Raw genomic sequence first — 24,546 nt, 5'->3', positions numbered from 1 at the left:
GAGCAGGTGAACGGCCGGCGGGGCGGGGCCGTACCGCCTGGGGCGAGAAGGGCCCGAGAGCGAGCCGGGAACGCGACCACCCCCACAGATACAACACAATTTCCGCACGTCTCCCGTGCTCGCACTCTGTGGGTACTACAGTCAGTCGCGCGCGGTAGGTCACAGAGCGCCACGCAGCGCATCAGGCGGCCGGGGCGGGCGCTTTCCCGTGCCCGGTCCGCATCGTTTGGGGGGCTTTGTGCGCGACATGGTCGCGGGCTCGAACGTGTCGCTGCCGGCCCTGAGCGAGAACGCCAGCTCGGTGATCGTCAGTCTGGGCTGGGCGAGCCCGACCGGCGAAGGCGACGCCGATGTGTCGGTCCTGTTGCTGAACGCGAAGGGCAAGGTCCGCAGCGACGCGGACTTCTACTTCTACAACAACCCGGTCGCCCCCGACGGGAGCGTGCAACTCCTCGGCAAGGCACCTGCGGCGGACGGAAACGAGGACCGGATCAGCTCCGACCTGACCGCGGTCCCGCACGAGATCGCCCGCATCGTCGTGGCCGCCAGCCGCTACGAGGGCGCCCGCTTCGGTGAACTGGAGGACGTACGACGGTCGTTGGCGGACGGGAGCGGCGAGGAACTCCTCCGCTTCACCGTCGGGGACATAGACGACGACGCGACGGCCGAGGACGCACGGGAGGCACAGGACGCGCGGGAAGTGCAGGAGGCACGGGAAGTGCGGGGGACGACCGCCGGTGCCGACGACCGTCCGGACACGCCACCGCCGGCGCCGGCCGACGCCCCGATACGCCGGGGGACGCTGGGAGCCGTCCCCGCTCCCCGCCGGCCCGACGAGGAGACCGGCCCCAAGAAGCCGGCCAGGCGGCCTCGTACCGCCAAGAAGAGGGTCACCCTGCCCAAGGCCCCCAGGAAGACGCTGGCGGAGAACGAGTCGTGGAACGAGGCCAGACTCTTCCCGGTATCGGCGCTCAAGAGCGACCGGGACCGTGAGACGCGTGCCACCTCGGTGCTGCTGTCGGTGATGGCACAGGTACCGGAGTTCGGCAGGAGACTCACCGCCGCGTTCGGAGCGCCGGCCGGCCGCATGGAGACCTTCGCCGAGGTCACCCTCCCGCATGGTGACAGCCCGCGCCGCCCCGACGGGGTGATCCGCGTCGAGCGGGCCGGCAAGCTGTGGACGGCGCTGGTCGAGGCGAAGACCAACGGCAACGCGCTCAGGGCCGAACAGGTACAGGCCTCCATGGACATCGCCGCGCGCCGCGGCTACGAGGCCGTGATCACGCTGTCCAACGATGTCGCCCTGGAGGGCAGCCCCCTGGTCGCGGTGAAGACCGACGGACGGCGCAAGCACAACGTGGCCCTCTGGCACCTGTCCTGGGCGGAAGTCGCCCACCAGGCCCAGGTGCTGATCCGGCACGAGGGTGTCGGCAACGCCGCGCACGCCTGGCTCCTCCAGGAACTGCTGCACTACCTGCGGCACGAGAACTCCGGCTGCCACGGCTTCCAGAACATGGGCCCGGCGTGGGTGCCGGTACGCGACGGCATCGACGACGAGACCCTCTGCCAGGGAGACCCGCGCGCACTGGAGGTGGTGGAGAGCTGGTCGGCGAGACGGTCCCGGCGACCAGCTCTGTCTCGACGGCAGGCTCCAGGCGGAGCTGCGCATCGAGGGAACGCCCGGCGTCCTGGCGATCGGCGCGGACCTGCGCACCGGCAAGCTCCGCACCTCCATCGAGATCCCCGCACCCGAGCAGGGCTACCCGCTGGCCTGGGCCAAGCGGCTCATCCGGCGCCTGGCCGAGGCACCGGCCGACCTCCACATCGAAACTCTCGTCGAAGGCGGGACCGGCGGCCCCCGCGGCACCCTCGAACACCTCCGCCCCGAGCCGGCCGACCTGCTCCTCAGACGAACACAACAGCCGGCCGGCTATAGGCCCCGGCGGCTCGCACAAAGCAGGCCTGGCTTTTACGCGCATTCTGCTCCGGGCCTCGCGCAGGCCGATGGAGAGTTCCTTCGGCCTGGTCCCGGCCCTGCGGCGTTAACTGGTTGACAGCGTTCAAGGCCGGGTGATCACATGGCTCCCCCACTGGTGTTACGTGAGGGGCGGAAGTGACGCTGGAGCGTTTGGTCTCGCGGGCGCAACTTTTGGACAGTGCGCAACTGGACATGCTCGGGGAGATGGCCGAGGCTTTGCGGCAGCCATGCGAGGTTCAACTCGATCCTGGCTCTGACCTGGTGAGCAGTGAATTCAGCGACTACTTCTTGAATCGCCTGAAGGTTCACCATGCGACATCCGAAGAGAAGTTCAAGAAAACTTCGTTCGAATATGCCTTCATTGCCGCGGCCAAGTATGCGGGAGCCTCGGCGAGTAAAACGCTGTCGCAAACCTTCCAGGGTGCTGATGTCATAGTTGACGGGGTGCGCTGGTCACTGAAGACCGAGGCATCGGCAGGGATAGGTAAATCCAGTATCGTGGTCTCGAAGTTCTCCGAGGCCCGCTGGATTCGGGATTGCAAGACGCCCGGAGACTTTGCGCGCGAATGCCTGCCGAGATTTCTTGCACACTTGGGCGAGTATGACAGAATCGCCACACTCCGCGCCTTTTCGGTGGGGCATGAATTTGTGCGTTATGACCTCGTGGAGATACCGAAAATCCTCTTGATGGGCGTGGCCGACCTCACGGAAGATGACTTCACGTTGCGGACGAAAAACGGAGGAAGCTCTGCGCTCGTGAAGGACGGGAACGGCATTGCGTTCAAGTTGGTTCTCGACGGCAGTGTCGAGAAGGTCACCCTGACTCGAATTCCGGTCAAACGTTGTCGGATCCACGCGAGTTGGACGGTGCCGACTATTCCCGAGATTGCCGAATAGCGGGCGCGAATGAAAAGGCGGAGTGCGACCTCGATCAATAGCGCTCCGCCGCACTGACATCAAACCGCGGCGAGATCCAGCTGCGTCGGCTGGTCGGAGAGCACGATGTCTTCCGGCCGCAGGCTGGTTCCGGGAAGGACGACGCTCTCGAGCTCGGGCCGCTTTCCTGTCAGCACCCACTCGGCGACATGCGCCAACTGGTAAGAAATCAACGGCGGTACCGCATCGCCGATATGGCGGTACATGTTGGAGACCGCACGGGCCTTGAAGACAAAGCTTTCCGGAAAACCTGAGAGGAGACCAAGTTCACGCACGGTGCAAAGCCGGTCCTGTTCGGGATGCGAGTATCTCCCGTTGCCGAAGTGTGAGCACTCTCGCTTGATGGTGGGCGAGGGCCTGTCCCACCACAAACGCCCGTAGATGTCGGGATAGGAACCGAACTTGCCGGCGGCGATCGTCCGTTTCATGGCCGGCGTCAATACGATGTCAGCGTCAGGGTGTTCCCGCATATCGATCCACGAGCCACCATTGCGAGGGGTGGCCTGAAGTCGCCTGAGCGTGACGTCCGTACCGATGGAGGGCGAGACGTGCATCGGATCGGCGGGGTGACGCACGCCTGCTGCCACCTGCGGTAGATGGCTGATCGCCCGCCGCACCGAGATGGCTTCCGGCTGCACTGTCGCGTCGCCCCACAGCTCTTCGAGGGTGTGGAGCTGCTTGTCCTCGCGGACGGCGATGACCAAGGCACGTTCGCGCTGTTGCGGCAGCCCGAATCGCGTCAGCATGTGGGTGCTGGCGTAGACGCGATAGCGCATGTCCTTCAGGTCTGCGCGGAGCTGTTCGAAATGATGGCGGAAGTTTCCCTGAAGCATCTCCCGCGCGTTCTCCATCACCAGGACGGAGGGCATCAGTTCTGCGACGAACTCTGCTGTCTTTCCGATCAGCGAGTTTCGCACGTCATCTTCGATGTGGTTCTTCGGATTGGCTCGGGACAAACCCGTGCAAGGCGGGCAAGCGCTGAGCACGTCGAGTTCCCGGCCTTGAAGCCGCGGTTCCAGCAGTGAGCGAAGATCTGAGCCGGAAAGTGCAGCGATGTCTTTTTCGAATGGCTGGAGATGCATGTTGGCTGCATAGGTGTCATTGCATTCCAGCGTTCCCCTGCCGCTGCTGGGCTTGCCCAGCTGAGCGTCAACGGCCCCGACCAGCTGGAAGGCGCCATGTGCATGAAACCCATAGCTCATTCCACCGGCGCCGCTGAAGAGGTCGGCGAACGTCCATCGTTGCATCCAGCTGCCCCTTTCTCGGCGACTGCAGCGGTCGCGCTGCGGATCCTAGCGACTCGTCAAGGCTCGATGGGCTTCCCATGAGCACAGCCATTGTGGCGGGAGCCTCTGACATCGCAGCGAGCGCCGTCCCCTCATCCGTCCGCAGCCACCGTCGGACAGGCAGGACACGCCAGTGCCGGCTGGCGACAGACCTTTACGATCAGCGAGTCTACGTTGTGCTGCTGCCCCGGCAGGCCGAGGAGGCGTACCCGGATCACCGCGGCGACTTCCGTCCGGAGCTGCGGGCCTGCCCGGTAAAGCAGACGTCGGCGCCATGATCTTCGAGGCCGGCACAAAGCCGCTGGCAAAATGCGCATCATGCTGGGGCACGCATCGGCACCTCGACTTTCCCGGCTTGGCCCAGCGCCCCGGTGCCGGTGTGCGGGCGGGCGGAAGTCCACTGTTGCGCCGTCCGCCGAGGGTGCTGCCGTGACCGATTCAACAGCCCCTTCCCCAGGGCCGTCCGTCCCCTTCGCGGACCCGGGGCGAAGGAAGCTGCCGTCATGACGGCAGACGCCGCTCCCGCCCGGTAGGGCTCCCCGCGCCGGCTTCGCGGGGGTGCTCACACCTCTTCGGCCGACCGAACGCGCCGTTGCGGCCCCGCATCACCGAGTGCGCGGCCAAAGGCGCGAGACCGCGACCGTCAACCCCGGACCCCGGGCCATCAGGTTGCTCGTGCCCGCCCCGAGCTTGCAGACCTCCGGCTCCGACACGGGCCAGCAGGCCCTGGCGCCGTTGCACCGCGAATCCCTGCTCGGCCTTGCTGCCTCACACCCGCGTTGCCGACCCCCGGCCAACTGCACACGATGACCGCCATGAACGTCCTGCGACGAGTACGCCAAGACCTGTCCCATGGCGAGCATCTGGAGATCTCTACGACCGCCCTGCTGTCCTTGACCCTGGCGGTCTGGGAGTTCTCGACATAGCCGGCGGGAAGACCCTGGTCGCCGCCACCCTCGCCACCCTGGCCCTGCTTGCCGGAGGGCTGCTCGGCAGCCGCAGGCAGATCTCCGACCTGGCCGCGCACGTGCGCTCCCGCCTCGAAGGCGAGGTGTCCGCGGAGGACTTCCTGTCCCACGGCAAACCCGAGCTGATCGAGCAGATATGCGGCGCGTGGGACATCAGAATCATCGGAGTGACCCTGTCGCGCACGCTGCGAGACCTGGTCGACGAACTGCAACGCCGGGTCACAGCCGGAGCGACGGTCAAGGTGGCGCTGATCGATCCGACCACCTCCGCCCGAGAACAGACTGCGGCCGTCCATCGACCTGTTGCGAGAGGTGATGGAGACTCCGGGCGCGGAAGGCAGGGTGGAGGTGAGATTCATCCCCTTCGTCCCCGCATTCGGCCTTGCGCCGGTGGACCCGCAGCGGCCGTCAGGCCATATCCATGTCGACATCTACTCGCACAGCTCCGCCACCGGAGACGCCGTCTTCACGCTGACTCCGAACCGTGACGGCCAGTGGTACCAGCATCCCCAGGCCGAATTCGACCGCATCCGGACCTTCGGCCGCCCCGCCGCCACATCCGACGACTTCACCCCCGGCCCCGGCGCGTAGTGTCCTCCCCTTCACAGGAGCCCACTCGATCGATCGACGGCGTCGGACAACGAGCCCCGAACCGCGGCCGCTCAGGCCGAAATCCGGCTGCACACACGCAAAGACCCCACCCCAGCGTTCTCGACTGGGGGTGGGGTCTTTCGGCACCTTCTCTAAGGTGCCCCCGGCAGGATTCGAACCTGCGCACACGGCTCCGGAGGCCGTTGCTCTATCCCCTGAGCTACGGGGGCGTGTCGGTTGCGGAGCGTTGTGCTCGCTGCGACGGGTAGAACATTAGCAGGTCCGGTGGGGTGATCAGGAACCCGTTTGCGGGGAGGGGTCCCCTGTAGGGGGTGGAAGTGGGGAAAACCCGGACGCGGTGGCCCGGGCGGTCCTACTCTCGAGTTGTGCCGGGCGCGTCGGGCCGGGTGCTTGTTGTCGACGACAACAAGGTCATCCGGCAGCTGATCAGGGTCAATCTCGAGCTGGAAGGGCTTGAGGTCGTGACCGCGGCCGATGGTGCCGAGTGTCTGGACGTGGTGCACCACGTGCGGCCCGATCTCGTGACGCTCGACGTCGTCATGCCGCGGCTGGACGGGCTGCGCACTGCCGCCCGGCTCCGTGCCGATCCCCGTACGAATCATCTGCCCCTCGCCATCATCAGCGCCTGCACCCAGTACGAGGTCGAGACCGGCCTCGACGTCGGGGTCGACGCCTTCCTCTCCAAGCCCTTCGAACCCGCCGAACTCGTGCGCCTCGTCAAGCAGCTGATCCAGGGCCGCGCCGGGCGTGGGGGAGGGGGCGGTGGTGGAGACGGGGATGAGGACGATGACGATGACGGGCTCGCGGATGGGGTGGCCGGCGGGGTTTCCATCGGGTGATGCGGGCGGATCCGGCGGGGTGAGGGCCGCTGCCTGCCGGACCGGGTGGCTTGCCGACGCCGCAACGTGATCGAGCGCTGCTTCAACCGGCTCAAGCACAACAAGGCCCCGGCCATGCCACGACAGACGCGCCCGCCGCTGCCAAGCCCTCGTCACCATCGCCTGCCTACGACCCCTCCCCGTCTCACCAGGGAAACCGGCTCGCCCTCCCACCCCCCTCCTCCCCTACCCTTGTCCCGTGACCCCCGTCGAGCTCTCCCGCACCGTCCTGCACGCGGTGCGTCGTGCCGTGGACGAGGGGGAGCTGAGCGGCACCGTTCCCGAGCGGGTGGTCGTGACCGAGCCGGGGGCCGGCGGATGCGGCCAGTACGCGACCAACGTCGCGCTCCAGCTCGCCCGCGCGGCCGGGAAGCCGCCGCTCAAGGTCGCCGAGATCCTGCGGCCCCGGCTCATCGCGGCGGAGGGCATCGAGGACGTCGTCGTCACCGGGCCCGGTTTCCTCAACTTCCGGCTCGACCGGCGGGTCGATCCGCTCCAGGCGCTGGTACGCGAGATCCGCGCGCAGGGGGAACGGTACGGGCATGGGGACGCCCTCGCCGGGCAGGTCCTCGCGTTGCGGGTGCCGTACGAGGTGCGGGCCGAGGTCGTCGCCGACGCCGTCGTACGGATCGTCGCCACGCAGGGCGGGCGGGCCACCGTGGCGCATGGTGAGCCCGTCAATCTGCGGCCCGTGCCCGCGCCCGAGGACCCCGCGCCGCTCGGGCCCGACGCCGCCCGCTGGGCGCTGCTCCACCCCGCGCCGCACGACCGGCCCCGCATCACCGCCGACCATCTCGTCCAGCGCGAGGTCAATCCGCTGTTCCGGGTGCGGTACGCCCACGCCCGCATCCGGGCCCTCGGCCGGAACGCCGCCCACCTGGGCTTCACCGCCGAGCCCGGCCCCCTGACCGGGTCGGCTCCGCAGATCGAGCGGGGCTCACTGAACGAGCCGGCTCCGCAGACCGAGCAGGGCTCCCCGGCCGAGCTGCACCCCCTGACCGAGCCGGCTCCGCAGACCGAGCAGGGCTCACTGACCGAACAGGGCTCGCCAACCAAGCCGCGCCCCCTGGCTGCCAACTCAGGCCCCCTGGCCAAGCCGCGCCCCCTATCCGAGCCGACCCCCCCGACCCCCCCGACACCCCACCACGCCCTCACCACCCCCCTCCCCGATATCAACGCCGGCACCCACCACCCCCCGGCCCCCGCCTCCCCCCGCGCCGGCACCGGCCACCCCCCCGCTCCCGCCGCCCCCGGTGCGGATGTCCACGTCGGCCCCCCCGCCCCCGCCACCCCCGGTGCGGATGTCCACGCCGGCGCCCCCGCCCTCGCCGCCCCCCTCCACACCCCCCTGTCCGACTACCCCCGCATCCTCACCGCGGCCGCCACCCATCGCGCCCCGGACCGGCTGGCCCGGCATCTCGTCACCGTCGCGGATGCCGTGCTGCCCTTTCTGAGCTGTGTGCTGCCGGTCGGCGAGGAGAAACCCTCGGCCGCCCACCGGGCCCGGCTCGCGCTTGCCGAAGCGGCCGGGACGGTGCTGGCCGGCGGCCTGTCCCTGCTCGGCATCGACGCACCCGAACATCTCTGAGGGGACCGAGGAACAGATGTCCCCCGGAGAGAGACAGAGAGTCTGAGAGCCACCGTCATGAGCCGTTCCGCCCATCCCGCCGGGCCCCGTCACGCCGATGTCCTGCCCGAGGGGCATTACTCCGCGCCGCCCACCGACCTCAACCTGCTCGACCACAAGGTCTGGGCGCAGACCGTCGGCCGCGGTGAGGACGGGGTCGTCACCGTCGGCGGGGTCCCCGTGACCCGGCTCGCCGAGGAGTTCGGCACGCCCGCCTACATCATGGACGAGGCCGACTTCCGGGCACGGGCGCGCGCCTGGCGCACCGCCTTCGGGGCCGACGCCGATGTGTTCTACGCCGGGAAGGCGTTCCTCTCGCGCGCCGTCGTGCGGTGGCTGGATGAAGAAGGGCTGAATCTCGACGTCTGCTCCGGCGGTGAGCTCGCGACGGCGTTGTCCGCGGGGATGGATCCCGCGCGCATCGCCTTCCACGGGAACAACAAGTCCGTCGGGGAGATCACCCGCGCCGTGGAGGCCGGTGTCGGGCGGATCGTGCTCGACTCCTTCCAGGAGATCGTGCGCGTCGCCCACATCGCCCAGTCCCTGGGCAAGCGGCAGAAGGCGCAGATCCGGATCACCGTCGGCGTCGAGGCCCACACCCACGAGTTCATCGCCACCGCCCACGAGGACCAGAAGTTCGGCATCCCGCTCGCCGGCGGGCAGGCCGCCGAGGCGGTACGGCGGGCGCTGCACCTGGACGGGCTCGAACTGATCGGCATCCACTCCCACATCGGCTCGCAGATCTTCGACATGTCCGGGTTCGAGGTCGCCGCCCACCGCGTCGTCGGACTGCTCAAGGACATCCGCGACGAGCACGGCGTCGAACTGCCCGAGATCGACCTCGGCGGCGGCCTCGGCATCGCCTACACCAGCGACGACGACCCGCGCGAGCCGCACGAGATCGCCAAGGCGCTCGGCGAGATCGTCAGCCGCGAGTGCGAGGCCGCGCGGCTGCGCACCCCACGCATCTCGGTCGAGCCGGGGCGCGCCATCGTCGGCCCGACCGCGTTCACGCTCTACGAGGTCGGCACCGTGAAGCCGCTGGAGGCGCTGCGCACCTACGTCTCCGTCGACGGCGGCATGTCCGACAACATCCGGACCGCGCTGTACGACGCCGCGTACAGCGTCGCCCTCGTCTCGCGGGCCAGCGATGCCGAACCGATGCTCGTCCGGGTCGTCGGCAAGCACTGCGAGAGCGGGGACATCGTGGTCAAGGACGCGTTCCTGCCCGCCGATCTGGCGCCGGGCGACCTCATCGCCGTACCGGCCACGGGGGCGTACTGCCGGTCGATGGCCAGCAACTACAACCATGTGCCGAGGCCGCCCGTCGTCGCGGTGCAGGACGGCGAGGCCCGGCTGATCGTCCGGCGGGAGACGGAGGAGGATCTCCTGCGGCTCGACGTCGGGTGAATCCCATCGGTGTCGGGTGAATCCCCTGCGCGCGGGGTGGAAGATCTGCGGTCTGCCGACCCCGCGAAAATGAAATAAACGTCTCAGGATCCGGACGAAGGGTAGAAACTCCCGTCCGGTGAGTGAGACTGGTCCAACCGTAGACGGTAAGAGGAAACGAGGTCGGATGATGCGTACGCGTCCGCTGAAGGTGGCGCTGCTGGGCTGTGGGGTTGTCGGCTCAGAGGTGGCGCGCATCATGACGACGCACGCCGACGACCTCGCCCAGAGGATCGGCGCCCCGGTGGAGCTCGCCGGGGTCGCCGTACGCCGTCCGGCCAAGGTGCGCGAGGGCATCGACCCGGCCCTGGTCACCACGGACGCCACCGCGCTCGTCAAACGCGGCGACATCGACGTCGTGGTCGAGGTGATCGGCGGGATCGAGCCCGCCCGGTCGCTCATCACCACCGCCTTCGAGCACGGCGCGTCCGTCGTCTCCGCGAACAAGGCGCTGCTCGCCCAGGACGGCGCCGCCCTGCACGCCGCCGCCGGGGAGCACGGCCGGGACCTCTACTACGAGGCCGCCGTCGCCGGCGCCATCCCGCTGATCCGCCCGCTGCGCGAGTCCCTGGCCGGCGACAAGGTCAACCGGGTGCTCGGCATCGTCAACGGCACCACCAACTTCATCCTCGACAAGATGGACTCCACCGGCGCCGGCTACCAGGAGGCCCTGGACGAGGCAACCGCGCTCGGGTACGCCGAGGCCGACCCGACCGCCGACGTCGAGGGCTTCGACGCCGCCGCCAAGGCCGCCATCCTCGCCGGCATCGCCTTCCACACGCGGGTGCGCCTGGACGACGTCCACCGCGAGGGGATGACCGAGGTCACCGCCGCCGACTTCCGCTCGGCCAAGGAGATGGGCTGCACCATCAAGCTGCTCGCCATCTGCGAGCGGGCGGCGGACGGGGCGTCCGTCACGGCGCGCGTGCACCCCGCGATGATCCCGCTGAGCCACCCCCTCGCCTCCGTGCGCGGCGCGTACAACGCCGTCTTCGTGGAGAGCGAGGCGGCCGGCCAGCTGATGTTCTACGGCCCCGGCGCCGGCGGGTCCCCGACCGCCTCCGCCGTGCTCGGCGACCTCGTCGCCGTCTGCCGCAACAAGCTCAACGGCACCACGGGGCCCGGCGAGTCGGCGTACGCCGCGCTGCCCGTCTCCCCGATGGGCGATGTCGTCACGCGGTACCACATCAGCCTGGACGTGGCCGACAAACCGGGCGTCCTCGCCCAGGTCGCCACGGTCTTCGCCGAGCACGGGGTGTCCATCGACACCGTTCGGCAATCGGGCAAGGACGGCGAGGCGTCCCTCGTCGTCGTCACCCACCGGGCCCTCGACGCCGCCCTCACCGGTACCGTCGAGGCGCTGCGCAAGCTCGACACCGTGCGGGGTGTCGCCAGCATCATGCGGGTTGAAGGAGAGTAACCAGCAATGACCCACCAGTGGCGCGGAATCATCGAGGAGTACCGGGACCGGCTGCCGGTTTCCGACAGCACGCCGGTCGTGACGCTCCGTGAGGGCGGCACGCCCCTCGTGCCCGCGCAGGTGCTCTCCGAGCGCACCGGCTGCGAGGTCCACCTCAAGGTGGAGGGCGCGAACCCGACCGGGTCCTTCAAGGACCGCGGCATGACGATGGCCATCTCCAGGGCGAAGGAGGAGGGGGCCAAGGCCGTCATCTGCGCGTCCACCGGCAACACCTCCGCCTCCGCCGCGGCGTACGCCGTACGCGCCGGCATGGTCTCGGCCGTGCTGGTGCCGCAGGGCAAGATCGCGCTCGGCAAGATGGGCCAGGCCCTGGTGCACGGCGCGAAGATCCTCCAGGTCGACGGCAACTTCGACGACTGCCTCACCCTCGCCCGCGCGCTGAGCGAGAACTACCCGGTGGCGCTGGTCAATTCGGTCAACCCGGTGCGGATCGAGGGCCAGAAGACGGCCGCCTTCGAGATCGTGGACATGCTCGGCGACGCGCCCGACATCCACGTCCTGCCGGTCGGCAACGCGGGCAACATCACCGCGTACTGGAAGGGCTACCGCGAGTACGCCGCCGACAACGCCGCCACCCGTACGCCCCGCATGTGGGGGTTCCAGGCCGCCGGCAGCGCGCCCATCGTGCGCGGCGAGGTGGTCAAGGACCCGTCGACCATCGCCACCGCCATCCGGATCGGCAACCCGGCCTCCTGGCAGTACGCGCTCGCGGCACGGGACGAGTCCGGCGGTGCCATCGACGAGGTGACGGACCGTGAAATCCTGCGCGCCTACCGGCTGTTGGCCGCGCAGGAGGGCGTCTTCGTGGAGCCCGCCTCCGCCGCCTCGGTCGCCGGTCTGCTGAAGGCCGCCGAGCAGGGCAAGGTCGATCCGGGCCAGCGCATCGTCTGCACCGTCACCGGCAACGGCCTCAAGGACCCCGACTGGGCCGTCGCCGGCGCGCCGCAGCCGGTCACCGTCCCGGTCGACGCCGCCACCGCGGCCGAGCGCCTCGGCCTCGCCTGAGTCTTCCCTGACAGGGGGCACAGGGGGCCTACGACACGCATCGTGCGCCTCCTGTGCGCCCTATGTCGCTACTGAACCTTCCTTCGATAGGCTGTACCGAACCCGCTCGTTGCATATGCACTGCGCATAGGGGCAACGCCGCGCCGTCTGCGCGAGGGTCTCCACGTACGTATCGAATGTCTCAGACAGTCACGCAGCTCAAGGAGAGTCTTCGAGCGATGGCCGGTCCAGCCTTCCGTGCCGCCGCCGTCCGGGTGCGCACCCCCGCCACCAGCGCCAATCTCGGTCCGGGCTTCGACGCCCTGGGCCTCGCGCTGGGGCTCTACGACGACGTCGTCGTCCGGGTGGCCGACTCCGGGCTGCACATCGACATCGCGGGCGAGGGCAGCGAGACCCTGCCGCGCGACGAGCGCCACCTCCTCGTCCGCTCCCTGCGCACCGCCTTCGACCTGCTGGGCGGCCAGCCCCGCGGCCTGGAGATCGTCTGCGCCAACCGCATCCCGCACGGCCGGGGGCTCGGCTCCTCCTCCGCCGCCATCTGCGCCGGCATCGTGGCCGCCCGCGCCGTGACCATAGGCGGCGAGGCCCGGCTGGACGACGCGGCCCTGCTGGCGCTGGCCACCGAGATCGAGGGCCATCCCGACAATGTGGCCGCCTGTCTGCTCGGCGGATTCACCCTGTCCTGGATGGAGACCGGCGTGGCCCGCGCGATCAGGATGGACCCCGACGATTCCATCGTTCCGGTGGTTTTCGTGCCCGGAAAGCCGGTCCTGACCGAGACCGCCCGCGGACTGCTGCCGCGCACCGTGCCGCATGTCGACGCCGCCGCCAACGCGGGCCGTGCCGCCCTGCTGGTCGAGGCCCTGACCCGGCGCCCCGAACTGCTGCTGCCCGCCACCGAGGACCGCCTCCACCAGGAGTACCGCACCCCGGCCATGCCGGAGAGCGCCGCGCTGGTGGAGCGGCTGCGGGCGGACGGCATCCCGGCGGTCATCTCCGGCGCCGGACCCACCGTCATGGCCCTGACCGACGCCGGCACCGCCGACAAGGTCTCCCACCTCGCGGGTGAGGGCTGGGCCGCCAACCGGCTGGACCTCGACACGCGGGGAGCGAGCGTGCTGCCGCTTGCGTCCTGACACACGGTTGCCGGATTTGGAGAGGGGGAATGTTTGTTGGATCCGGTAGTGTTAATCTCAAGTCTGCACCCGACCCCACCATGGCGAGGTGCCACGTGTCCCCGTCCGGGACAGACATTCTTCCGGGAGCCCCCCACGCCACTCCGTGTTCCGTGCGCCGTACCTGGGCAGTACGACGGATGCGAGCACTGAGCCGGTCGCAGGGCATGCTCCGGAACAGGTGCTACCACGCCACGTGACACCGGGTGCCACGGCTCGCGGAAGCGCCATCACCGCACATTTCTCTTCCGCCGCGTTCGTTGGCGGACCACCGCCCCGGCACGGTTCACCGAAGACAGGACCGTAGCCGGACAGCACAACCGGTCGCCGAGCCAGAAGGCCGACGTCCGCTCCAGGGAAGGACCCTTCGTGAGCGACACCACCGATCTGATGGGCGCACGTGTCGAGGAGACCGCTGCCGCGCCCGCCACGGACGCCTCCGCGCCTGCCACCGGTGCCGGCTCCCGGCGGCGCCGGGGTACCGGCCTTGAGGGCATGGTGCTGGCCGAGTTGCAGCAGGTCGCCTCGGGCCTCGGGATCAGGGGCACCGCGCGGATGCGCAAGAGCCAGCTGATCGAGGTCATCAAGGAGGCGCAGGCCCAGGGCGGCGCCCCCAAGGCCGAGGCCGCCGCCGAGACCAAGCCGAAGCGCCGGGCCACCTCCAAGGCCCGCACCGGCGAGAGCGCGGACGGCGCGCAGAAGGCCGCCAAGTCCGAGGCGCCCGCCGAGAAGGCTCAGCAGCAGATCGAGATTCCGGGGCAGCCCGTCGCCGGGGGCACCGCCCGCGCCAGCGAGGGCGAGCGGGCGGACGAGGCGCCGGCCGAGCGCCGTCGCCGTCGCGCCACCGCCGAGGCCGGCAGCCCCGCCGCGGGCGCCGAGACGGCCGCCGCCGAGACGAAGACCGAGGCCCGCGCCGAGGCGAAGGGCGAGGCCAGGGCCGACGGCCAGCAGCCGCAGCAGCAGGGCGAGTCCGCGAAGAACGACGCCGGTGACGGCGAGGGCCGTGGCCGCCGCGACCGCCGTGAGCGCGGCCGCGACCGCGACCGCGGCGAGCGTGGTGACCGCGGGGACCGTGGTGACCGCAGGAACAAGGGCGACGACCAGCAGGGCGGCCAGCGTCAGCAGCAGGGCCAGCAGGGCGGCCGCCAGGACCGGCAGCAGCAGGACGACGACGACTTCGACGGCGGCCGGCGCGGCCGGCGCGGCCGTTACCGTGACCGCCGGGGCCGTCGTGGCCGCGACGAGATCGCCGAGCCGCAGGTCGCCGAGGACGACGTCCTGATCCCCGTCGCGGGCATCCTGGACATCCTCGACAACTACGCCTTCATCCGGACCTCCGGCTACCTGCCGGGCCCGAACGACGTGTACGTCTCCCTCGCCCAGGTCCGCAAGAACGGCCTGCGCAAGGGCGACCACCTCACCGGTGCGGTCCGCCAGCCGAAGGAGGGCGAGCGCCGCGAGAAGTTCAACGCGCTGGTCCGCCTCGACTCCGTCAACGGCATGGCGCCCGAACACGGCCGCGGCCGCCCGGAGTTCAACAAGCTGACGCCGCTGTACCCGCAGGACCGCCTCCGCCTGGAGACGGACCCCGGTGTGCTGACGACCCGGATCATCGACCTCGTGTCGCCGATCGGCAAGGGCCAGCGCGGTCTGATCGTGGCCCCGCCGAAGACCGGCAAGACCATGATCATGCAGGCGATCGCCAACGCGATCACGCACAACAACCCCGAGTGCCACCTGATGGTCGTCCTGGTCGACGAGCGTCCGGAAGAGGTCACCGACATGCAGCGGTCGGTCAAGGGCGAGGTCATCTCCTCGACCTTCGACCGCCCGGCCGAGGACCACACCACGGTCGCGGAGCTGGCCATCGAGCGCGCCAAGCGCCTCGTGGAGCTGGGCCACGACGTGGTCGTGCTGCTGGACTCCATCACGCGTCTGGGCCGCGCCTACAACCTGGCGGCGCCGGCCTCCGGCCGCATCCTGTCCGGTGGTGTCGACTCGACCGCGCTGTACCCGCCGAAGCGCTTCTTCGGTGCCGCGCGCAACATCGAGGACGGCGGCTCGCTGACCATCCTGGCGACGGCCCTCGTGGACACCGGCTCCCGCATGGACGAGGTGATCTTCGAGGAGTTCAAGGGCACCGGCAACATGGAGCTCAAGCTCGACCGGAAGCTCGCCGACAAGCGCATCTTCCCGGCGGTGGACGTGGACGCGTCCGGCACCCGCAAGGAGGAGATCCTGCTGGGCGCCGAGGAGCTGGGCATCGTCTGGAAGCTGCGCCGGGTGCTGCACGCCCTGGACCAGCAGCAGGCGATCGAGCTGCTGCTGGACAAGATGAAGCAGACCAAGTCGAACGTCGAGTTCCTGATGCAGATCCAGAAGACGACGCCGACCCCCGGCAACGGCGACTGACGTCCCCGGCGCCGAACAAGAGGCCGTCCCCTTCCAGGGGGCGGCCTCTTCGCCGTACGGATGCCGGAAGGCGTCGGCGCGAGACCTTTGCCACAAGGGTTACGTTCCGTACCCGGCCGGAAACATACGACAACCGGTGCCAAAACCCCAGGTGAGCGCCGCACCCCGGACCCCCGCGACTACACACAGTGCCCATCGCCGCACGCGGTGGGCACTCTGCGTTGTGCAACGCTGTCCCGAGTTTCTCCGTCCTCCCGTACGGAGGGACGATGGAGCGGTGATGACCGCGCCTGACCCTGACCGCAGGGGGTAACCGATCGACGAGACCTAGGAGTGCCGTGTCCGCCGAGAGCATGCCGGAACCGATACCCCAGCCCGGCGCCCAGGAGCCCGGCCGAAGGGGCCGGGGACGGCGCCGCAAGCCCCGCAGCACCGGCCGCAAGGCCCTGCTCGCGACGGCCTGGACGGCCGCGGGCGTGCTGGTGCTCGGCGGCGCCGGGGCCGGTTACCTGTACTTCAAGCTCAACGGCAACCTGCACAGCGTCGACATCAACCAGGTCCTCGGCAAGGACCGGCCCACGAAGATCGACAACGGCTCCGAGAACATCCTGGTCCTCGGCTCGGACACCCGCTCCGGCTCCAACAAGAAGCTCGGCGGCGGCACGGACGACGGCAGCGCCCGCTCCGACACCGCGATGATCGTGCACGTCTACGAGGGCCACAAGAAGGCCGGCGTGGTCTCCATCCCCCGCGACACCCTGGTGGACCGCCCCGCGTGCACCGACACCAAGGGCGCCACGCACCCGGCGGCGAGCGCCGTGATGTTCAACGAGGCGTACTCCACCGGCGGTGCCGCCTGCGCCGTGAAGACCGTGGAATCCCTCACCGGCATCCGCATGGACCACTACCTGGAGGTCGACTTCGCGGGCTTCCAGAAGCTCATCGACGACCTCGGCGGCGTTCCGGTCACCACCACCAAGGCCATCGCCGACCCGCAGAGCCACCTCGACCTGAAGGCCGGCACGCACACCCTCGACGGACAGCAGGCCCTCGGCCTGGTCCGCACCCGGCACGGCGTCGGCGACGGCTCCGACCTCGGCCGCATCCAGCTCCAGCAGGCCTTCGTCAAGGCGCTGCTCGGCCAGGTCAAGAGCGTCGGCGTGTTCAGCGACCCGAAGAAGCTGTACGACCTCGCCGACACCGCCACCAAGGCCGTCACCACCGACTCCGACCTCGGCTCGGTCAACTCCCTCATCGAGTTCGCCGACGGTCTCAAGGGCATCGACTCCCGGCACATGACGATGGTCACCATGCCCGTCGAGTACGACCCGGCGAACCCCAACCGGGTGCTGCTGGTCAAGTCCAAGGCCCAGCTGGTGTGGGACGCGCTGAAGAACGACCGCCCGATCCCGAAGTCGGCCACGCAGGGCACGGCCACGGGCGAGGCCGGCGGCGTGGTCAGCGGCTGACGGCCGGCCGCGGGGGCGGTTCCGGCAGGACCTCCCGGAACCGCCCGCGGGGTCTCCCGGACTGCTCGCGGGGTCTCCCGGAACCGCCTGCGCAGCCCCCGCAGCCGTCTTCCGGGACCGCCCTGCGGAACCCTCGCAACCGCCTCCCAGGAGTCCCCGCAGCCGTCTTCCGGGACCGCGCCCCGCGGAGCCCCCGCAACCGCCTCCCAGGAGCCCCGGCAGCCGTCTTCCAGACTGCCTGCGGGGCTTCCCAGAACCGCTGCGGAGTCCCCGCAGCCCTCTTCCGGGACCGTCCCGCGGAGCCCCCGCGATCGCCCCCGGTCCCGCTCGCGGAGTCCCGGAACCGCCCCCCGGTCCCGCTCGCGGAGCCCCGGAACCGCCCCCCGGTCCCGCCCGCGGAGTCCCGGAGCCGCGCCCCGTCCCGCCCCCGGAATAGAACAACCGCACCCCCGGTTTTGGGGGATGGCCCCAGTCCTGGCAGACTGGTACGTCGGCCCCGGTTCACGTCCCCGCAGCCCGCGGCGGCGACCCGGAGCCCTCCCGGAACCTAGGAGAAACCTTGAAGCGCGACATCCACCCCGAGTACGTCGAGACGCAGGTCAGCTGCACCTGTGGCGCGTCGTTCACCACCCGGAGCACCATCGAGTCCGGCACCATCCGTGCCGAGGTCTGCTCCGAGTGCCACCCGTTCTACACGGGCAAGCAGAAGATCCTCGACACCGGTGGCCGTGTGGCCCGCTTCGAGGCCCGCTTCGGCAAGGCTGCCGCCGGCTCCAAGAAGTAGCGAGCCCCCATTCGCCGGTCCACGGCCGTACGTCCGCGAGGGCGTGCGTCCGGGACCGGCGTTTTTGGTCGCCCGCCCCTTCCCTTCACCGCAGTACAGGAGCCGAAAGATGTTCGAGGCAGTCGAGGAGCTCGTCGCCGAGCACGCCGACCTCGAGAAGAAGCTCGCCGACCCGTCGGTCCACGCCGACCAGGCGAACGCGCGCAAGCTGAACAAGCGCTATGCCGAGCTGACCCCGATCGTCGGCACGTACCGCTCCTGGAAGCAGGCCGGCGACGACATCGAGACCGCGCGCGAGCTGGCCGCCGACGACCCCGACTTCGCCGCCGAGGTCAAGGAGCTGGAGCAGCAGCGCGAGGAGCTGACCGAGAAGCTGCGCCTCCTGCTGGTCCCGCGCGACCCCAGCGACGACAAGGACGTCATCCTGGAGATCAAGGCGGGCGCGGGCGGCGACGAGTCGGCGCTGTTCGCCGGCGACTTGCTGCGCATGTACCTGCGCTACGCGGAGCGCGTCGGCTGGAAGACCGAGATCATCGACGCCACCGAGTCCGAGCTGGGCGGCTACAAGGACGTCCAGGTCGCGGTGAAGACCCGCGGCCAGGCCGAGCCCGGCCAGGGCGTGTGGGCGCGGCTGAAGTACGAGGGCGGTGTGCACCGCGTGCAGCGCGTGCCGGCCACCGAGTCCCAGGGCCGTATCCACACCTCCGCCGCCGGTGTCCTCGTCACCCCCGAGGCCGAGGAGGTGGACGTGGAGATCAACCCGAACGACCTGCGGATCGACGTCTACCGGTCCTCGGGCCCCGGCGGCCAGTCCGTCAACACCACGGACTCCGCGGTGCGCATCACCCACCTGCCCACCGGTGTGGTCGCCTCCTGCCAGAACGAGAAGAGCCAGCTCCAGAACAAGGAGCAGGCCCTGCGCATCCTGCGCTCCCGGCTGCTCGCCGCGGCCCAGGAGGAGGCCGAGCGGGAGGCCGCGGACGCCCGCCGCAGCCAGGTCCGCACCGTCGACCGCTCCGAGAAGATCCGTACGTACAACTTCCCGGAGAACCGCATCTCCGACCACCGCGTCGGCTTCAAGGCGTACAACCTGGACCAGGTCCTGGACGGCGAACTCGACGCGGTCATCCAGGCCTGCGTCGACGCCGACTCGGCGGCGAAGCTCGCGGCCGCGTAAGGAACCACGAGGACTTGCTGACTTCCGGAGGACTTGCGTGAACCTGCTGCTATCGGAGGTGGCCCAGGCCACCCAGCGGCTGGCCGACGCCGGCGTGCCCTCGCCGCGCACCGACGCGGAGGAGCTCGCCGCGTTCGTGCACGGCGTCAAGCGCGGCGAACTGCACTCCGTGAAGGACGCGGACTTCGACGCCCGGTACTGGGAGGTCATCGCCCGGCGCGAGCAGCGCGAGCCGCTCCAGCACATCACCGGGCGGGCCTACTTCCGCTACCTGGAACTCCAGGTCGGGCCCGGCGTGTTCGTGCCCCGGCCGGAGACCGAGTCGGTGGTCGGCTGGGCCATAGACGCGGTGCGCGCCATGGACGTGGTCGAGCCCTGCATCGTCGACCTGTGCACCGGCTCCGGTGCCATCGCGCTGGCCCTCGCCCAGGAGGTGCCGCGCTCGCGGGTGCACGCCGTGGAGCTGTCGGAGGACGCGCTGCGCTGGACCCGCAAGAACGTGGAGGGGTCCAGGGTCGACCTGCGCCAGGGTGACGCCCTGGCCGCGTTCCCGGACCTGGACGGCCAGGTCGACCTGGTCATCTCCAACCCGCCGTACATCCCGCTCACCGAATGGGAGTACGTCGCCCCCGAGGCCCGCGACTACGACCCCGAGCTGGCGTTGTTCTCGGGGGAGGACGGGCTCGACCTGATCCGCGGCATCGAGCGCACCGCGCACCGGCTGCTGCGGCCCGGCGGGGTCGTCGTCATCGAACACGCCGACACCCAGGGCGGACAGGTGCCGTGGATCTTCACCGAGGAGCGGGGCTGGGCCGACGCGGCCGATCACCCCGACCTCAACAACCGGCCGCGGTTCGCCACCGCCCGCAAGGCGCTGCCGTGAGCAGCGAGACGTCAACCCCGCAGTTTGTGTACGAGGAGGCCCGTTAAATGGCACGGCGATACGACACCAACGACGCGACCGACCGCGCGACGGGTCTGCGCGAAGCCGCGTCCGCCGTCCGCCGGGGCGAGCTGGTGGTGCTGCCGACCGACACGGTCTACGGCATCGGTGCCGACGCGTTCTCCGCCGAGGCCGTCGCCGATCTGCTCGCCGCCAAGGGCCGGGGCCGCAACATGCCCACCCCCGTGCTCATCGGCTCCCCGAACACCCTGCACGGCCTGGTCACGAACTTCTCCGAGCTGGCCTGGGACCTGGTCGACGCGTTCTGGCCGGGTGCCCTGACGCTGGTCGCCAAGCATCAGCCGTCGCTCCAGTGGGACCTCGGCGACACGCGGGGCACGGTCGCCGTGCGCATGCCGCTGCACCCGGTCGCCATCGAGCTGCTCACCGAGGTCGGTCCGATGGCGGTCTCCTCCGCCAACCTCACCGGGCACCCGTCGCCGGAGACCTGCGACGCCGCGCAGGACATGCTCGGCGACTCCGTCTCCGTCTACCTCGACGGCGGCCCGACGCCGGGCAACGTGCCCTCGTCCATCGTGGACGTCTCCCGCGACGTGCCGGTGCTGCTGCGCGAGGGCGCCATCTCGCCGGACGAGCTGCGCAAGGTCGTACCCGACCTTGAGGTGGCGAATTGACGGCCCCTGAAGCGGGGCGTGGCATAGGCATCGGGGAGCGCCTCGCGGAGGAGACGACGACCTTCGGGTTTCCGCGCGACACCTTCCGCATCCTCCACGTCAGCACCGGCAACGTGTGCCGCTCGCCGATCACCGAGCGGCTGACCCGGCATTTCGTCGCCGAGCGCCTCGGTGTGCTCGGCGGCGGGCTGATCGTGGAGAGCGCGGGCACCTGGGGCCACGAGGGCGCGCCGATGGAGGCCAACGCGGAGACCGTGCTGGCCGACTTCGGCGCGGACGCCTCCGGCTTCATGGGCCGGGAGCTGCTGGACGAGCACGTGATCCGGGCCGACCTGGTCCTGACCGCGACCCGCGACCACCGCGCCCAGGTCATCTCCATGGGCCATTCGGCGGGCCTGCGCACCTTCACCCTGAAGGAGTTCACGCGCCTGGTCCGCGCGATCGACCCGGCGACGCTGCCGCCCCTGGAGGACGGCCTCGTCATGCGCGCCCGCGCCCTGGTCCGCGCCGCCGCCGCCCTGCGCGGCTGGCTCCTGGCCCCCACGGCCGAGGCCGACGAGGTCTACGACCCCTACGGCGCCCCCCTGCCCTTCTTCCGCTCCATCGGCGACGAGATACGGGACGCGCTGGACCCGGTCGTCACGGCGCTCACCGGAGTCCCGGCACGGATGTAGCGGACCATGCGAGTTCGCCGACACCGCGCCCCCGGACCGACCCCGGCCTACATTGGGGATACGTCACCGTCGACCGCCCGGAGTCCGTCATGTCGGTCATCACCCTGCACGAGGCCGATGTCCTGCGGGAGCAGGACTCCGAGGTGGCCGAGATCCTGCTGGGGGAGCTGCGGCGGCAGTCGACGTCGCTCCAGCTGATCGCGGCGGAGAACTTCACCTCCCGCGCCGTGCTCGCCGCCCTCGGGTCGCCGCTGGCGAACAAGTACGCCGAGGGCTACCCCGGCGCCCGCCACCACGGCGGCTGCGAGCTGGTGGACATGGCCGAGCGGCTGGCCGTAAAGCGGGCGTGCGCGCTGTTCGGGGCCCGGCACGCGAACGTGCAGGCCCACTCCGGCTCCTCCGCCGTCCTCGCGGCGTACGCCGCCCTGCTGCGCCCCGGCGACACCGTCCTCGCCCTGGGGCTGCCCTACGGCGGTCACCTCACCCATGGCTCCCCGGCCAACTTCTCCGGCCGCTGGTTCGACTTCGTCGGCTACGGCGTCGATGCGGAGACCGGGCTGATCGACCACGACCAGGTGCGCCACCTGGCCCGCAACCACCGCCCCAAGGCGATCGTGTGCGGCTCGATCTCCTACCCCCGGCACATCGACTACGCCTTCTTCCGCGAGGTCGCCGACGAGGTCGGCGCCTATCTGATCGCGGACGCCGCCCACCCCATCGGCCTCGTCGCGGGCGGCGCCGCCCCGACCCCGGTGCCGTACGCCGACATCGTGTGCGCGACCACGCACAAGGTGCTGCGCGGCCCCCGCGGCGGCATGGTGCTGTGCGGCGAGGAGCTGGCCGAGCGGGTGGACCGGGCGGTGTTCCCGTTCACCCAGGGCGGGGCGCAGATGCACACCATCGCCGCGAAGGCCGTCGCGTTCGGCGAGGCCGCGACGGCGGCGTTCGCCACGTACGCGCACCAGGTGGTCGCCAACGCCCGCACCCTGGCCGGCCACCTCGCCGAGGAGGGGCTCGCCGTCACCACCGGCGGTACGGACACCCACCTGATCACCGCCGACGTGGCGCCGTTCGGCGTGGACGGCCGCACCGCCCGCGGCCGGCTCGCCGCCGCCGGGATCGTCCTGGACTGCTGCGCGCTGCCCGGCGGCGACGGCCGGGGCCTGCGCCTGGGGACGGCCGCGGTGACCACCCAGGGCATGGGCGAGCCGGAGATGGAGCGGATCGCGAAGCTGCTCGCCGCGGTGGTGCGCGGGCACCCGGAACCGGCCGGGGCGCGGGCGGAGGTGCGCGAGCTGACCGCGGCGTTCCCGCCGTATCCGGGGTGAACGGGGGCAGCCGCGTCAAAGGGCACAGCACCGGCACAGCGACGGTCACAGCAAGGTCTGCAACCATCCTGGCTACCCGTAAGTCCTCATCCGTATACGCCCGCCGCTAGGCTGTGAGGCTGTGATGGCCAGCGAGACCTGTGGGGAAGCCCGTGCGTGAATACCTGCTGACGCTCTGCATCACGGCCGCGGTGACGTACCTGCTGACGGGGCCGGTGCGGAAGTTCGCGATCGTGGCGGGGGCGATGCCGGAGATCCGGGCCCGTGACGTGCACCGGGAGCCCACTCCGCGCCTCGGCGGGATCGCGATGTTCTTCGGGCTGTGCGCCGGTCTGCTGGTCGCCGACCATCTGTCCAGCCTCAACTGGGTGTTCGAGAAGTCCAACGAGCCGCGGGCCCTGCTCTCCGGCGCCGCCCTGATCTGGCTGATCGGCGTCCTGGACGACAAGTTCGAGATCGATGCCCTGATCAAGCTCGGCGGCCAGATGATCGCCGCCGGCGTCATGGTGATGCAGGGCCTGACGATCCTGTGGCTGCCTATCCCCGGCGTCGGCAATGTGGCGCTCACCCAGTGGCAGGGCACGCTGCTGACCGTGGCGCTCGTGGTCATCACCATCAACGCGGTCAACTTCGTGGACGGCCTGGACGGTCTCGCGGCCGGCATGGTGTGCATCGCGACGGTGGCGTTCTTCCTGTACGCGTACCGCGTGTGGGTGTCGTACGGCATCGAGGCCGCCGCCCCCGCCACCCTGTTCGCGTCGATCCTCATGGGCATGTGCCTGGGCTTCCTGCCGCACAACATGCACCCGGCGCGGATCTTCATGGGCGACTCCGGCTCCATGCTGATCGGCCTGGTGCTGGCCGCGGGCGCCATCTCGATCACGGGTCAGGTGGACCCGGACGTGATGAACCTGTTCTCCGGTTCGGAGCGCGCCACCGTCCACCAGATGGTGCCGGTCTACATCCCGCTGCTGATGCCGCTGACGATCATCGCGATCCCCGCGGCCGACCTGGTGCTGGCGATCGTGCGCCGCACCTGGCGCGGCCAGTCGCCGTTCGCCGCGGACCGCGGGCATCTGCACCACCGGCTGCTGGAGATCGGCCACTCGCACAGCCGCGCGGTGCTGATCATGTACTTCTGGTCCGCGCTGATCGCCTTCGGCGCGCTCGCCTACTCGGTCAACTCGGCCTCCATGTGGATCGTGCTCGGCGTCGTCTTCCTGAGCGCCGTCGGCCTCGTCCTGCTGCTCCTGCCGCGCTTCACGCCGCGGGTGCCCGTGTGGGCCCAGCGCTTCGTGCCGCCCCGCTACCGGCGCCGGCGCGCGGCCGCGGCGGCGGAAGCGGAACTCGCCAGCGAGGCTGCCGGACAAGGCACTTCGGAGGTTCCGGGGGGCGAAGAGCCCGCCCCCGTCCCGGCCGGTGTGTCCGGCGTCAACGGGGCGACCGCAATCGGCACTCGTGGGCGATTTCCTGACCGTTCCTGAGACGGTCAAGGTAAGAATCTGACTAGAGCATTGCCAACTCGTGGGGGAGCAAAGATCCCCAATACCAGACAAAGCGGCGGGGTTTCTGATCAGACGTGCAGAGTCACTCTCATGTGTGACAGCAAGCACACCGACCAGGTAAAGACCTCATCAAATAGTTTGTGATACTGTTCACGAGAACCCCGGATAGAGCCGAAGGACCGTAGTGCGACGGTCCATTGGTGTGAGATCTCGATCGCTCAGTCC

Annotated in this window: 18 protein-coding genes, 1 tRNA gene and 2 pseudogenes; 19 read left to right on the top strand and 2 right to left on the bottom strand. The window is 70.2% G+C overall.

Annotated features, from left to right (window positions below; translation table 11 throughout):
• The first annotated feature begins 247 nt into the window (after window positions 1-247).
• Together AC069R_RS19880 and AC069R_RS19875 are read left to right on the top strand one after the other, a co-directional pair.
• Window positions 248-2,054 (top strand): annotated as a pseudogene (locus AC069R_RS19880) (TerD family protein).
• 59 nt (window positions 2,055-2,113) lie between these two features.
• The gene (locus AC069R_RS19875; RefSeq protein WP_478768141.1) at window positions 2,114-2,875 is read left to right on the top strand and encodes a hypothetical protein; all 762 of its coding nucleotides are present in this window, start codon (window positions 2,114-2,116) and stop codon (window positions 2,873-2,875) included.
• A 59-nt stretch (window positions 2,876-2,934) separates the two neighbouring features.
• Here AC069R_RS19875 and AC069R_RS19870 read toward each other — a convergent pair whose 3' ends face one another.
• Window positions 2,935-4,161 carry a DNA cytosine methyltransferase gene (locus AC069R_RS19870; RefSeq protein ID WP_478768140.1) on the bottom strand — a complete coding sequence of 409 codons (1,227 nt, stop codon included), beginning with the start codon at window positions 4,159-4,161 and terminating at the stop codon, window positions 2,935-2,937.
• Window positions 4,162-5,516: 1,355 nt separating this feature from the next.
• Between AC069R_RS19870 and AC069R_RS19865 the strand changes: the two genes are divergently transcribed.
• A complete protein-coding gene (locus AC069R_RS19865) occupies window positions 5,517-5,759 on the top strand; it encodes a hypothetical protein (protein ID WP_478768139.1) in 243 nt (80 codons plus the stop codon).
• A 158-nt stretch (window positions 5,760-5,917) separates the two neighbouring features.
• Here the strand turns inward: AC069R_RS19865 and AC069R_RS19860 are convergent.
• Window positions 5,918-5,989: transfer RNA gene (locus AC069R_RS19860), tRNA-Arg, on the bottom strand.
• A 108-nt stretch (window positions 5,990-6,097) separates the two neighbouring features.
• Between AC069R_RS19860 and AC069R_RS19855 the strand changes: the two genes are divergently transcribed.
• From AC069R_RS19855 to AC069R_RS19780, 16 genes and pseudogenes are all read left to right on the top strand, one after another.
• Window positions 6,098-6,619 carry a response regulator gene (locus AC069R_RS19855; RefSeq protein ID WP_397987173.1) on the top strand — a complete coding sequence of 174 codons (522 nt, stop codon included), beginning with the start codon at window positions 6,098-6,100 and terminating at the stop codon, window positions 6,617-6,619.
• 3 nt (window positions 6,620-6,622) lie between these two features.
• Window positions 6,623-6,791 (top strand): annotated as a pseudogene (locus AC069R_RS19850) (IS5/IS1182 family transposase); the annotation flags it as partial.
• A 66-nt stretch (window positions 6,792-6,857) separates the two neighbouring features.
• Entirely contained in the window at window positions 6,858-8,246 is a 1,389-nt protein-coding gene (gene nrtL / locus AC069R_RS19845; RefSeq protein ID WP_478768138.1) for an ArgS-related anticodon-binding protein NrtL, read from the top strand.
• Window positions 8,247-8,303: 57 nt separating this feature from the next.
• The gene (gene lysA / locus AC069R_RS19840) at window positions 8,304-9,695 is read left to right on the top strand and encodes a diaminopimelate decarboxylase (RefSeq protein WP_478768137.1); all 1,392 of its coding nucleotides are present in this window, start codon (window positions 8,304-8,306) and stop codon (window positions 9,693-9,695) included.
• 166 nt (window positions 9,696-9,861) lie between these two features.
• Window positions 9,862-11,154: a homoserine dehydrogenase gene (locus AC069R_RS19835; protein WP_478768136.1), complete on the top strand. Its 1,293-nt coding sequence runs from the start codon at window positions 9,862-9,864 to the stop codon at window positions 11,152-11,154.
• 6 nt (window positions 11,155-11,160) lie between these two features.
• On the top strand, window positions 11,161-12,219 hold the full coding sequence (gene thrC / locus AC069R_RS19830; RefSeq protein WP_478768135.1) for a threonine synthase: 1,059 nt from the start codon (window positions 11,161-11,163) through the stop codon (window positions 12,217-12,219).
• Window positions 12,220-12,437: 218 nt separating this feature from the next.
• Window positions 12,438-13,355 carry a homoserine kinase gene (gene thrB / locus AC069R_RS19825; RefSeq protein WP_478768134.1) on the top strand — a complete coding sequence of 306 codons (918 nt, stop codon included), beginning with the start codon at window positions 12,438-12,440 and terminating at the stop codon, window positions 13,353-13,355.
• Between the two features lie 408 nt (window positions 13,356-13,763).
• Window positions 13,764-15,806 (top strand): transcription termination factor Rho, encoded by a 2,043-nt coding sequence (rho, locus tag AC069R_RS19820; protein ID WP_478768133.1) that lies wholly within the window; start codon window positions 13,764-13,766, stop codon window positions 15,804-15,806.
• 338 nt (window positions 15,807-16,144) lie between these two features.
• Window positions 16,145-17,275, top strand: a complete 1,131-nt coding sequence (locus AC069R_RS19815) for an LCP family protein (RefSeq protein WP_478768132.1) — start codon at window positions 16,145-16,147, stop codon at window positions 17,273-17,275.
• 559 nt (window positions 17,276-17,834) lie between these two features.
• Window positions 17,835-18,059, top strand: coding sequence for a 50S ribosomal protein L31 (gene rpmE, locus AC069R_RS19810; RefSeq protein ID WP_019326867.1), 225 nt, complete (start codon window positions 17,835-17,837; stop codon window positions 18,057-18,059).
• A 109-nt stretch (window positions 18,060-18,168) separates the two neighbouring features.
• Window positions 18,169-19,236: a peptide chain release factor 1 gene (gene prfA / locus AC069R_RS19805; RefSeq protein ID WP_397984015.1), complete on the top strand. Its 1,068-nt coding sequence runs from the start codon at window positions 18,169-18,171 to the stop codon at window positions 19,234-19,236.
• Between the two features lie 37 nt (window positions 19,237-19,273).
• Window positions 19,274-20,119 carry a peptide chain release factor N(5)-glutamine methyltransferase gene (gene prmC / locus AC069R_RS19800; protein ID WP_397984014.1) on the top strand — a complete coding sequence of 282 codons (846 nt, stop codon included), beginning with the start codon at window positions 19,274-19,276 and terminating at the stop codon, window positions 20,117-20,119.
• A gap of 47 nt (window positions 20,120-20,166) precedes the next feature.
• Complete coding sequence (locus AC069R_RS19795) at window positions 20,167-20,814, top strand: L-threonylcarbamoyladenylate synthase (RefSeq protein WP_397984013.1); 648 nt, start codon at window positions 20,167-20,169, stop codon at window positions 20,812-20,814.
• Complete coding sequence (locus AC069R_RS19790; RefSeq protein WP_397984012.1) at window positions 20,811-21,488, top strand: arsenate reductase/protein-tyrosine-phosphatase family protein; 678 nt, start codon at window positions 20,811-20,813, stop codon at window positions 21,486-21,488. Before AC069R_RS19795 ends, AC069R_RS19790 begins: the two co-directional genes overlap by 4 nt.
• 89 nt (window positions 21,489-21,577) lie before the next feature.
• Window positions 21,578-22,816, top strand: a complete 1,239-nt coding sequence (locus AC069R_RS19785; RefSeq protein ID WP_478768131.1) for a serine hydroxymethyltransferase — start codon at window positions 21,578-21,580, stop codon at window positions 22,814-22,816.
• Window positions 22,817-22,968: 152 nt separating this feature from the next.
• Window positions 22,969-24,300 carry an MraY family glycosyltransferase gene (locus AC069R_RS19780; RefSeq protein WP_478768130.1) on the top strand — a complete coding sequence of 444 codons (1,332 nt, stop codon included), beginning with the start codon at window positions 22,969-22,971 and terminating at the stop codon, window positions 24,298-24,300.
• Window positions 24,301-24,546: the final 246 nt, after the last annotated feature.

The sequence above is a fragment of the Streptomyces sp. NPDC043952 genome (assembly GCF_056435325.1).
Note: the sequence above shows the minus strand (reverse complement) of the source record. Positions and strands in the feature narration are given on the sequence as shown.